The sequence below is a fragment of the Mycobacterium sp. NGS39 genome (assembly GCF_059812765.1).
Map to the genome: position 1 here is coordinate 143,189 of NZ_JCALDH010000012.1, position 11,863 is coordinate 155,051.

Annotated in this window: 7 protein-coding genes; 2 read left to right on the forward strand and 5 right to left on the reverse strand. The window is 66.3% G+C overall.

Annotation, left to right across the window (positions count from 1 at the left end; genetic code table 11):
* The first annotated feature begins 8 nt into the window (after positions 1-8).
* Positions 9-893, forward strand: coding sequence for an SDR family NAD(P)-dependent oxidoreductase (locus AC5Y39_RS17535; protein WP_500019843.1), 885 nt, complete (start codon positions 9-11; stop codon positions 891-893).
* A 5-nt stretch (positions 894-898) separates the two neighbouring features.
* Here AC5Y39_RS17535 and AC5Y39_RS17540 read toward each other — a convergent pair whose 3' ends face one another.
* Positions 899-1,663: a nitroreductase family protein gene (locus AC5Y39_RS17540; RefSeq protein ID WP_500019840.1), complete on the reverse strand. Its 765-nt coding sequence runs from the start codon at positions 1,661-1,663 to the stop codon at positions 899-901.
* A 30-nt stretch (positions 1,664-1,693) separates the two neighbouring features.
* Positions 1,694-2,377: a flavodoxin family protein gene (locus AC5Y39_RS17545; protein ID WP_500020111.1), complete on the reverse strand. Its 684-nt coding sequence runs from the start codon at positions 2,375-2,377 to the stop codon at positions 1,694-1,696.
* Positions 2,378-2,454: 77 nt separating this feature from the next.
* Between AC5Y39_RS17545 and AC5Y39_RS17550 the strand changes: the two genes are divergently transcribed.
* Entirely contained in the window at positions 2,455-3,285 is an 831-nt protein-coding gene (locus AC5Y39_RS17550; RefSeq protein WP_500019838.1) for a class I SAM-dependent methyltransferase, read from the forward strand.
* Here the strand turns inward: AC5Y39_RS17550 and AC5Y39_RS17555 are convergent.
* From AC5Y39_RS17555 to AC5Y39_RS17565, 3 genes are all read right to left on the reverse strand, one after another.
* Positions 3,261-4,535, reverse strand: coding sequence for a phthiocerol/phthiodiolone dimycocerosyl transferase family protein (locus tag AC5Y39_RS17555; protein ID WP_500019836.1), 1,275 nt, complete (start codon positions 4,533-4,535; stop codon positions 3,261-3,263). The two genes, AC5Y39_RS17550 and AC5Y39_RS17555, sit on opposite strands and share 25 nt — an antisense overlap.
* Before the next feature lie 33 nt (positions 4,536-4,568).
* Positions 4,569-8,978, reverse strand: coding sequence for a type I polyketide synthase (locus AC5Y39_RS17560; protein ID WP_500019834.1), 4,410 nt, complete (start codon positions 8,976-8,978; stop codon positions 4,569-4,571).
* The coding region (locus tag AC5Y39_RS17565; RefSeq protein ID WP_500019832.1) for a type I polyketide synthase at positions 8,975-11,863 on the reverse strand (2,889 nt) is incomplete at its 5' end. The genes AC5Y39_RS17560 and AC5Y39_RS17565, both read right to left, overlap by 4 nt.

Consider the following 11,863-nt stretch of genomic DNA (forward strand, 5'->3'; position numbering starts at 1 on the left):
CGCTGGCCGTGCACGCTGATTCGGACCTGCCGGATTACGACTGCCGTGAGGACCACGATCCGATGACAGCCCAACCGATCGCTCTGGTGACCGGCGCAACAAGCGGCATCGGAGAGGCCACCGCCTACCGGCTGCAAGCGAAAGGCTTCGCCGTCTTCGCCCTCGGCCGCAACCCGGTTGCTCTCGATGCGTTGCGCGCGCGCGGCCTGCAGGCACGTGCTGTGGACGTGACCGACGAAGCCGCGGTGGGCAGGCTGATCGACGAAATCCACAGCGATCACCGGGCGGTGGATGTCCTCGTCAACAGTGCCGGATACCCCTTGCCGAGCCCGCTCGAACAGGTACCCCTGAGCGAAGTGCGGCGCCAGTTCGAAACACATGTCGTTGCGCCTCTTCACCTTTCACAGGCTGTGTTGCCCGGTATGCGCGCCAAGGGCTCGGGCACGATCGTCAACATCGGCAGTACCGGCGGGCGGTTCACCACGCCGGGCGCGGGCGCCTATCACATCAGTAAGTACGGCGTCGAGGCTCTTTCGCTGGCTCTTCGCGCCGAGGTGGCGCCGTTCGGAGTGCGCGTCGTGCTGATCGATCCGACCGGGGTTCGCACCCGATTCGTCGAAGCTCAGCTGGAACAATCACGCTCGTATACCGATGACGACCCGTATGCCGAATTCAAGCGCCGTTACGACAAGGCCACCCGGGCGCTGACCGAGATGCCGGGCGTCATGGTGAGCGCCGATACCGTGGCCCGTGAAGTGATGCGGGTGGTGGCGGCCAAGAACCCCAAGCCGCGCTACATCGTCGGCGCGTCCGGCAAGGGATCGGTGCTGGCCCGATCATTGCTGAGTGACCGGATGTGGGAGCGCGTAGTGATGATGGGAATGCGCGGCTAGCGCGCTCAGCCAGAAAACGGCTGTCTTCCAACATCTTCCAGCCAGATGCGATTACCGTACGAATCTAGATGCGTCACCTCCTCTACCGGCTTGCGGGTGGTCGGTCCGTACCTTCCGCGTGGCCAACCGAGCGGCACGATGCAGCACGGTGTGACGTCGGACGGCAAGTCGAGGATTCTGCGCGCCGACGTCCTGCTCCACAGTGGCAGCGTGATCAGCGATGCCCCCAGGCCCATGGCCCGCGCCGCCAGCAGCAGGTTCTGCACGCTGGGATATATCGACCCCCAGTACGCCGATTCGGCGGCATGGGGCATCCGCAGCACCGGCAACCGCCCTTGGCGGGCACCGAGCCGCAGGCAGGCCACCACCAGAACCGGGATCTCGGAAAAGTGGTCGACTTGCCATTGCACCGCCCGGGCGATCTTGGCCATCGACTTGTCGCGGGCCGCGATCGGGCGAATCAACGCGTGCCATTGGACTTTCCAGCCTTGGCGGTAGCGTTTCGCAAGCCGGTCTTTGACTCGTCGATCCTTGACGACGACGAACTCCCAGTTCTGCCCGTCGGCACCGGTCGGGGCACGCAGCGCCAACTCGATGCACCTCAACACCAAACTGTCGTCGACCGGGTCGGGCAACACCCGCCGAACCGCCCGCTGCGTCGTCATCGCGTCGAGCAACGACATGTCCAGGCCGGCAAGCGCCTGCGCTGTGGGTGGCACAGCCGATTCGTCGGACGATCCGGGTCCGAGCGCGCCGAACGAACGGGACATGGTGAGCCAAACTTCCTACGGGTCAACGAATCATCGCGCCCGCACCTCACCGAACACGCGATCGGCGAGGGCGGCCGTGAAGCGTCGCGTCTGCTCGAGCTGCTGCGGCTGGACATTGGTGGGCGGGATGCGCATACCCAGGTAACGGTCCCGGTATTCACCCGATCCGAGATAGCTTGTCAGCGAGAGGATGGACCGGAGATCGTCTCCGGGATACGTGAAGTGGATCTCGTCGACGTACCGACCGCCCTGCTGCTCAGCGAGGTCGCGCACGGCGGCGAGATTTTTCTGCCAGTACCGGCGACAGACGACGAACACGGCAAACGGCTTGCCCGCGAGGAGGTCCCCCGCCTCGTCTGAGATCAAAAAGGATCGCATCGGCATGCTCACGGTCTGCCACCAGGTCGGCGATCCGATGCAGATCAAGTCGTACCCGCCGTCGCAGACCGACTCCGGGATCCGGATATCTCCGATCTCGCCCCGTCGTTGGGCCGGTAACACGCTGAGCATATCCGGCCACACTTTGCGCATCGGGAAGCGTGAAAACCGTTCGGCGTAACGACGATCCGTGAATTCGATCTTGGCGTGCCGAACCTCGCAGCCTCTCTCCCGGAAGACTTCTGCCGCGGCCTCGAGCACCCGCAGCGACTGCCCGGTGAACGTGTAGTACAACAGCAAGACACGAGGCCGCCTCTCGCCGCCATGACTGGTCATCTCGCTCATCAGGCCTCCCTGTCAGATGTGTTGTGCAACCGTGGCCCCCGCGCCGACTTCCCCATTAGGCTCAGCCCGTGACCGGCAAAGTCTCCGTCGACCTCAGCGGCCCCGCCCAGACCATGCTGACCACCCTGTATTGCAAGGCGTTGGACGCCGATTTCGACAGACCCGTCCTGGGCGATCGATTCGCCAAGGAGACGGTCGGCCGGATCGACTACGACTGGAACCGACTCGGCGTCGCCGACCGGTGGACGCCGCTGGTGACCGTCCGCGCGGCCCAATTCGACATCTGGGCGTCGCAATTCCTGGCGGTGACACCGAACGCCACCGTGGTTCACCTGGGCTGCGGTCTGGACAGCCGTGCGTTTCGTCTGGACCCCGGCCCGCAGGTCCAGTGGTACGACGTCGACTACCCTGCGGTAATTGCGTTGCGCGAGAAGCTGTTTGCACAGCGGCCGCATTATCACCTGCTGGCCACGTCGGCAACGGATCTGTCCTGGCTCGATCGAATCCCGGCCGAGCGCCCGGTGTTGCTGTTGGCGGAGGGCATCAGCATGTACCTGACGCAGGACGAGGGACTGATGCTGCTGCAGAAGGTCGTCGACCGATTCACGTCCGGCGAAGTGCAAATCGACTTCTACAACTGGCTCGCCATCCGGTCGCAGCGGACACACAGACTGCAGCGGCAATCCGGTTCGACCCTGCACTGGGCCGTCAACGCGCCGTCGGACATATCGACCAGGGTGCCGCAACTGCGCCTGCTGGCTGCGACGACGCTGTTCGATGCCGTCACCTTCGACCGCACGCCGGCCGGTTTCCGACGGACGCGGCGCCTGGTTCGTGCGGTTCCGCCGCTGCGACGAATGTTTCAATACCATCGCTACGCCTTCGGGCCCGTCAGCTGATCGCTGGTCGCGTGCTGGTCGGCGATGGCGGTCAGCAACGCCCGGATCGCCTCGATCGACCTGTCCGGATCCGGGCCGTGCGAGTGGTATTCGACCGTCAGGCGCCCCGCGAAAATCTGCGTGAAGTAGATCTCGATACCGGCGCTGACGGCGAAGAACAACTCGCCGTGCGTACTGACGACTTCCAGCTCGGGAGGCGTCGGTACCGGCGGAACGAGACCGTTGTCGGAGAGCAAGACCACATCGGGCAAGCCGGGGGCGTTGCCGACGTATTGCGGACTGAAATGAAGGCGGGACTGCTGAATGACACCGTCCGCGAGATCCGACCGGAACGTTTCGGCGATGTCGCGCGCCAAGCTCAGAATGCTTGTGCCGCGGTCGATCTCGGCGAGGTAGGTGGCCAATCCCACGGGGTTGGTGCATCCGGTGGCCGACACCGGCGGGGAAAGGAAATATCGCAAATCCACTGTGTAGATCAGCGGAACGGGGATGTGGGGTGTGCCGCGCAGCTGCCACTCGGCCATCAGAACCACCGCCGAGAGCAGCGCGGTCAAGCCCAGCCCGTTCGTCTTGCACAGCGCCACGATGCTGTCGGTGTGGTGTTCGCTCAGCTGACACGACACCATCGGAACGCGCACGGGTGAAGCGGGCGCCGCGCCGGTCGGGGCTCGCCGCGACGGCGGAAGATCGTAGGCGAACATCGCCGGCATGAACCGCTCCACGCCCGAGCGCTTCTGCTTGGCAATGCCCCGTTCGGCCAGCACCGTCTCGATCGACGCCGGTGTCGGCTGCGGAGTGACTGGCCGAATGGTGCCGGTGTTCACCATTTCGGTGTAGTACGACAGAAGTTCCTCGATGAGACCGTACATGTGGTGGCCGTCGGCGAGGCTGTGGTGAACGTAGAGCGTCGGCTGCGCTTGCCCGTCGCGGATGGTGACTCGAAGGTGCACCAGCGACTCACTCTGGTCGAAGTGCGGTGAGGGTGGCTCGGCTGTCGGGTCGTTGAGTTCGACGACCTCGATGCCGGCGGGCAGTAAGTCGTCTGCGACGATCTGGTGGCGTCCGTCGGCTGCTCGCTCGATCCGGGCGGTGAGCACGGGATGTGCCTCGAGCAGTGCATCGTAGGCCGCCGAGATCGCGTCGATGTCGACCGGTCCCTTCATGTGCGCACCGAGACCCACGAAGTTGTGCGTCTCGGCGAGCATCTCCTCGCTGTTCGCCAGCTTGCGAATCACCGACGACGGAAACATGTCCGGACTCCCTTGGGCATCGAGTTTCCTTGCCTAGCTCGACGACAGATCGACGAGCGACATCTCGTCGCTGACCGCGTCCGCCTCGTCCTCGGCGATCGCAGCGCGCACCAATGCCATCAGCTCGGTAGCGAAATTGCCGGCGATCGCTTCCGCCCGCGACGAAGGCACCCGGCGCGCATCGCGCCACCAATCCAGGTGCAGCACGCCACCCGACCGATACACCCGCAGCTCGATCGCATGGCCAAGCCCCGGGATGGTTTCGCGCATCGGGATGTTCACGTCCCCACTGAATCGGACCGGCGTATCGACAGCCGCCAAGGACTGCAAGTCGGGAATCGCGCCTAGATACGAGTAGAAGATGTCGGCGGGACGGGTGGCGCCGAGTACCCGCGCGGTCGGCGCGTAGAGGTAGCGCAGCAATCCGTAGCCGATTCCACGGTGCGGCACGGCGTTGAGCACTTGCCGCACATCGTCGAACAATTGCTTTGCGCTGGCACCTTGTTCTGCGCACGTAAGAGCGACCGGATAAAGGGTGTCGAACCAGCCGACCGTCCGGCGCACGTCGACGTCGGGTTTGAGTACCGACCGGCCGTCTCCGGCAAGGTTCACGGCGATGACGCCGTCACCGAGCGCGCTCGCCACTGCTCGGCTCAGTGCCCCGAGCAGGATGTCGTCGATCGACACCCGAAGCCGGCGCCGCGCGTCGTCGATCTCGGCGGTCTCGGAGACGGTCAGCGACGAGCAGATTCGCACCAGGTCCTGAGAGCTCGGCGCTTCGGCCATCTCGGCACCGACACGCAGCTGCGCTGCCGCGGTGGCTTGCAGCCAGTAGTCGCGGCTTTCGACGACGGCGGAATGGGTGGACAGTGCGGCGCAGCGCTGCGACCATTCCCGCCAGGAGGCGGTAACCGGTTGCAGCACAATGTCTTCGCCGGCCTTGCGCTGCCCGAAGGCCGTGAAGATATCGGTCAGCAGGATGTCGCGCGACGTGTTGTCGGCCACGGCACCGTGCACACTGAGCATGAGGTAGCTGGGGCCACCCGGGCGACCACGGATGTGGGTGGCGGTCAGCGGCGGGCTCGACAAGTCCTGTTCTTGGATGTGCTCTTTGGCCATGTGCAGCAACGCGTCCCGCACCTGCTCGGCCGCGGGCTCGACACTTTCGGGCAGTGACTGGACATCGACTTCAACGTCGTCCTGCGGCTCGCCGAGCACCTGTTGCCAGGTCCCCGCATGCTCGACCAGGCGCAGGCGCAATGCATCGTGGTGGTTGATCACTGCGGTGAGCACCGAACGGATGTCTTCGGTCTGCACGTCCTGCCGCATGTCGAGAATGAGCGGGAAGCGCCACTGTCCGGCCTCGCGGATCCCATGTTCGAGAAAGTGCGCGATGTTCGGCGGCACGGGAGGGTGCGCGACGTCGCCCGGCGCCTGGCGTGCCAAACCGTCGGCTGCGTGTCGGGCGACCAGCGCCCTGGAAAGCGCCACCACGGTTGGGTTGTCGTACAGGTCCTGAGGCGTGATGTCCAAGCCTTCGTTGGCAGCGGCCATCGCGACGCTGATCGCCACCAGCGAGTCGCCGCCCAATTCGAAGAAGTTCGCGTTGCGGTCGACCGAGTCGACGCCGAGGCACTGTGCCCAGATGCGCCGCAGGGTCGCTTCCACCGGTGAACTGCCGTTTGCCGCCGGCTGATTGGCGCTGCCGTTCGATCCGGCCGTCGCCGGTGCGGTCGACGCGGCCGCATCCCCCGCAGCCCACCTCGCCGACGCGTTGTGGTCCACCCAATGCCGTTGACGTTCGAACGGGTAGCCGGGAAGCGACACGAGCCGAGGTTTGTGGTGGCCGCGCAGAGGCGTCCAGTCCACGTCGACACCGGCCGACCACAGCTGTCCCAGCGCCAGCAGGAACGCGTCGCGGTCGTCGCGGTTCTGAGCGTGATGGCGCATCAATCGAACGGCGCGGTGACTGCTTGACCACCTCGGGTGCCGCGTCGCCGACGCGGTCAGGGTCCCACCCGGACCGACTTCCACGACCACACGCTGCGGCTCGGCCAGCAGCACGTCGAGCTCGTCGGCGAACCGGACCGTCGCACGCACCTGCCGCGCCCACGTCGCCGGATTGGTCGCCTCGCTGGCAGTCAGCCAGGTGCCGGTCACGTTGGACAGCAACGGAATTCGTGGCTCGTGCAGCGACAGTCGGGACAGAAAGCCCTGGAATTCCGGGATCATCGAATCCATCAACCGCGAGTGGAACGCGTGCGAGGTGCGAACCCGCCGCGCCGCGATGCCGGCCGCGGCCAGGCGCTCGGTGAACGCGCGGATGTTCTCTTCGGTGCCGGCGACAACGCAACTGCCGGGGTCGTTGATCGCGGCCACGTCGACGTCGTCCGACAGGTGCTCGGCGATCGCATCGGGGCTTGTCGCTACCGCGACCATGACTCCGCGCGGTGCGGCATGCATCAGCCGCGCACGCATCGAGACGACCTTGAGGGCGGTGGGAAGGTCGAAAACGCCGGCGACAGCGGCCGCGGCATACTCGCCGATGCTGTGTCCCGCGAGCGCTGCCGGGCGAACACCGTAGGTTTCGATCAGTTTCGCCAGAGCGTATTCCGTCGCGAATAGCGCAGGCTGGGTGCGGTCAGTTCGTTCCAGATTGCGTGCGGAACCCTCGAAGATCTCAGTGCGCAGGTCGATACCGAGTTCTTCGCGGAACCCCGCCGCGCATTCGTCGAAATGCTCGGCGAACGCCGGTTCAGACTCGTAGAGTCCCCGCGCCATGCCGATGTGCTGGGCGCCCTGGCCGGGAAACAGGAAGACGGCTTGCGGCGATCCCGTTGCGCCGCTGGGAGTCTCGCCGACGAAGACGTTGTCGTGTTCGGGCTCGCCGAGGACGGCGGCCGCGTTGCGCTGGTCGGTGACCACCGCTGCCAGGCGGATGTTCTCCCTGCGACGACCCGCGAGGGTGTGGGCCACATCAGCCAGGTCGACCGGGTCCGCGCCGGACAACTGCGCGGCCAGGGCGCTGCGTGACTGCTGCAGCGCCTCGGTGGACCGGGCCGACAACAGCAGCACCTGTGGACCGGAGTGCGCAGTGCGGGCCGGGACGTCTGGGGCTTCCTCCAGAACGACGTGCGCGTTGGTGCCGCCCACCCCGAACGAGCTGACCCCGGCCCGCCGGATGCCGTCCCATTCCCACGGACCGTATTCGCCGCGCACGACGAACGGGCCCTGCTCGAGGTGTAGTTCCGGGTTGGGGCTGGTGAAGTGCAACGTCGCGGGAATCGCTCGGTGCTCCAGGCACAGGATCGCCTTGATCAGCCCGGCCATACCGGCCGCCGACTCCAGGTGACCGATGTTGGACTTGACGGAGCCGACGAAGCACGGGCCTTGCCTGTTTGCGGTCGAAACCGCGAAAGCCTGTCGCAGGCCTTCCATTTCGATGGGGTCGCCCAGCGGTGTCCCGGTTCCGTGCGTCTCGACATAGCTCACGGTCGCAGCGTCGATGTCTGCGACTGCGTGCGCCTCTGCGATGACGTCGGCTTGCCCGGCGGCGTTGGGCGCGGCGAACGTCATCTTCGTCGCTCCGTCGTTGTTCACCGCTGATCCGCGAATGACCGCGTGGATTCGGTCGCCGTCGTCGATCGCGGACTCGAGCGGTTTGAGCACCACAGCGGCGACTCCGCTGCTGAAGATCGTGCCGTCCGACCGCACGTCGAATGGCCGGCAGTGGCCGCTCGGCGACACCATGGATCCTGGTTCGTACCAGTAGCCGACGCGGTGCGGAATGCGAAGGGAGGCACCGCCGGCCAACGCCATGTCGCATTCGCCGTTCAAGATGCTCTGACAGGCGAGATGAAGTGCTACCAGAGACGACGAGCATGCCGTCTGGACGGACAGGGCCGGCCCGCGCAGGTTGAACTGATGGGCTACCCGCGTCGCCAGATAGTCCTTGTCGTTCTGCAACGACAGGTTGACCATCTCGAAGGTGACTCCCTGGCCGATGATCACGTTCGGATCCCGGTGTGACATGAGGTTGTGCAGCAGGTATCCACTGGTGGTGCTGGTGCCGTACACGCCGACGGATGCATCTAGGTCCGTGGGGTCATAGCCGGCGTCTTCGAACGCATGCCAGGCGCACTGCAGAAACAGCCGGTGTTGCGGATCCATCGTGCGGGCAGCTTGAGCAGTGAAGCCGAAGAAGTCTGCGTCGAACTCGTCGATGCCGTCCAAGAGCGCGGCGCGGCGCACATACGCGTGGTTGGTCAGGGCCTTCTCGCTCACCCCGGCGGCGACCAGGTCGTCCTCGGTGAGCGTGACTATCGATTCGGTGCCGCGCCGCAGGTTGTCCCAGAACTCCGAGACAGAATCGGCGCCGGGGAAGCGCGCCGCCATGCCTACGACTGCGATCGCGTTCGGCGGTAGTTCGCTGTTGGCGGTCACACTCGGTCTCCTACTTTCCGACGCGCCGCGGCCCGTTGCCGTGCTGCGGCGCGCTGCTTGGCTCGATCGCGCACTGAGTCCGCGGTCTCGGTTTTCTGGTGCCCGTTGATGCCGAGTTGGCCGATGAGGTCGGCGGTGACGTCGGCCAGCGAGGCGCCCTGCAGTAGCAGCGCGACGGCGGGCTCGACGCCGAAGTCGCCGCGCACGGTGTTGCGAATCCGCACGGCCATCAGGGAATCCATTCCCAACTCGGTCAACGGCTGGTCGGCGTCGATCCGGCTGTCCTTGGGGTAGCCCATGATCGCGGGGATCCGACCGCCTACCCGCGCGGTGACGACCTTGGTGGCCTCAGCCGCCTCCATTTCGCGCAGCGCATCCAGACCCACCCAGTCGTCGTCGCCTTCGCACTCGAGCTCTTGCGCCAGCGCTGCGAAATATCCCAGCTGTTGAAGCTCCGGGAAGGCCGCTGCGGCACGGTCCAGGCGCAGTCGTGCGACGCCCAGCCGGCCGGCGTTGCCGGCCAGTGCCGCCTCCAGGGCCTCCAGACCCTCGGCTGGAGCGATGGGGTCGAGCGCGGAGAAAGTCAGCGCGCGCGCAATACCGATGTCCGACCATTGGCCCCAATTGATCGTGATTCCAGCAAGATTCGCTGCACGCCGCCACGCGACCAGGCCGTCGAGCCACGCACTCGCCGCGGCGTACGCGCCTTGTCCGGGTGCACCCAGCAACGACGACGTCGACGAAAACCCCACCCACCAGTCCAGCTGCCGATCGACCGTGGCGGCGTGAAGGCGCAGGGCGCCTGCGACTTTGGGCGCCCACACCCGATCGAGGCTCTCGCTGCTGAGTGCCGCGACGATCTGATCGTCGATCACCGCAGCACCGTGCACGACGCCGCGCAACGTCAGGCCGGTCTCTTCGGCGGCAGCGACGAGCCGCTCCGCCACGCCCGGCATGGAGATGTCGCCGGTGACCACGGCGACTTGGGATCGTCGGCTGAGTTCTTCCAGCACTGACCGCTGCTCGTCGCGAGCATCTGATCGGCTGTTGAGCACCACGCGCCCGGCACCCTTGTCGATCAGCCACCGCGCCACCACCAACCCGATCCCGCCGAGTCCTCCGGTGACGACGTATGCCCCATCGGGCCGGACAACCGGATTCTGTTGTGCCGCTGGAAGTTTCGCACGGGCGAGCCGCTGGGCGTATCTGCGCTCGCCACGCCAGCCGACGATGTCGTCGGTGTCCGACGATCCCAACTCGGTGATCAGCGCCGAAACGGCATCGCCGCCGCCGTCCAGATCGACTACGCGAGCACGCAGGTCAGGGTGTTCATAGGCCAGCACCCGGATCAACCCGGTCAGCGCAGCGATCGACGGGTCGCCGCCTTCGTCGCCGTGCACCGCGAGGCCGTTGCGAGAGACCACCCACAGCCGTGGGCTTTTCCCGTGCCAGCCGCCGACTATGGCGCGCACCGTCGTCGACAGCGCCCAGACCAGATCGCGGCACCGTGCCGGCGCGCCGTCGGAGTCGGCGCCGCCGAACGGGTGCCGTTCGGCGAGCACGACCACTCCGACCGGAGGACGGTCAGGGTCAGCGGCGGCGTTCGCGAAGGCCTCCAGCACCGCGGATTCCTGTCGGAGCTCTGCGGTGATCACCCGCCGCGTGTCTGAACTGAGCCGCGCGATGAAATCCTCTGCGAAAGCGCCGGTTTCGACGCCTTCGGTCAGCACCAACCAGCTGCCGTCGGCGGGCGCACCCGTCGGTGCGGGAGTGGGGATCCAGCTGGTGCCGAAGATCTTCTGCGTCAGTGGCAACGGCACGCTGCGGCGTTGCACCCGTTGCAGATAGATACCGGCGATCTCGGCGATCACCGTGCCGGCATCGTCGGTCAAGACGACCCGGCCGAGCTTGCCGGCGCCGTCGTCGAGGCCGGTCAGTTCGGCGCGGCATCGAACATGCCGGCCGACGTCGCCGAACACCCGGATCGATTCCATCGCCACCGGCAGATAGGTGGCCTCGGCGGAATCGGTCAGCGACTCGGCGGGCATTGCGGCCGCCAGTCCCTGCAGCGCCGCATCGAGCAGCACTGGGTGGAGCCGGTAGTGGCGGTGTGCACTGGCCTGTTCGGGAAGGGTGATCTCCGTTTCCGCGACGCCGCCGGGCTTGCGCACGATGCGGGTCAACGCCGCGAATGCCGGGCCGTGGTGTAATCCGGTGCGGCGCAGCGCGGTGTAGAGGTCTGCCGGCGAGACGACGTTGCCGGTGTGGTCTGAAACCACCGCCGGAATCGGCGACGCAGATGGCACCGGCTCGACTTTGGCGACGGCGTGCCGGCGCCAGCTGCCGTTCACGGATCGGGAATGGATTTCGATGCGGATGGTGTCGTCGTGGGTGAGATGCGTCGTTATCTGCGTGTGGTCGTCCAGTGGAAGCATGTGTTCCACTTCCAGGCGGTGGACCGCGACACCTGTCGCAGGCAATCCCAAGGCTTCGCTCGCGGCGGCCAACGCGATTTCGGCGAACCCTGTCGCGGGCATGACCGCTTGGCCGTGCACCTTGTGATCCGCGAGCCAGGGCACGGAATCGGTGCCGACGTCGGCCTGCCACACGTGCTGCCGACCGGACGGTATCTCGACGTGCACGCCCAGCAGTGGGTGGGTCGTGGCTGACTGTCGGCTTGCCGACGATGCGGCCCAATATCGGGAATGCAGCCACGGTGTCGGCGGCAGATCGACCAGTCGTGCTGTGCCGTCGGCACTTTGATCCGCGGTGGTTGTCGGCAAAGCTGTGGCCGCCAGATAGGTATGGAAGGTCAGCGCTTCGGGCTGGTCCCGGTTGAGCGTTGCCGCCACGTGGGCGTCGCCGCGGGGCCTGGCCGACTGCAA

What these genes read in the sequence shown, in the direction of transcription:
- AC5Y39_RS17545 (WP_500020111.1), bottom strand. Translation starts at nt 2,377, where the DNA reads ATGACCAGTCATGGCGGCGAGAGGCGGCCTCGTGTCTTGCTGTTGTAC.
- AC5Y39_RS17555 (WP_500019836.1), bottom strand. Translation starts at nt 4,535, where the DNA reads ATGTTTCCGTCGTCGGTGATTCGCAAGCTGGCGAACAGCGAGGAGATG.
- AC5Y39_RS17540 (WP_500019840.1), bottom strand. Translation starts at nt 1,663, where the DNA reads ATGTCCCGTTCGTTCGGCGCGCTCGGACCCGGATCGTCCGACGAATCG.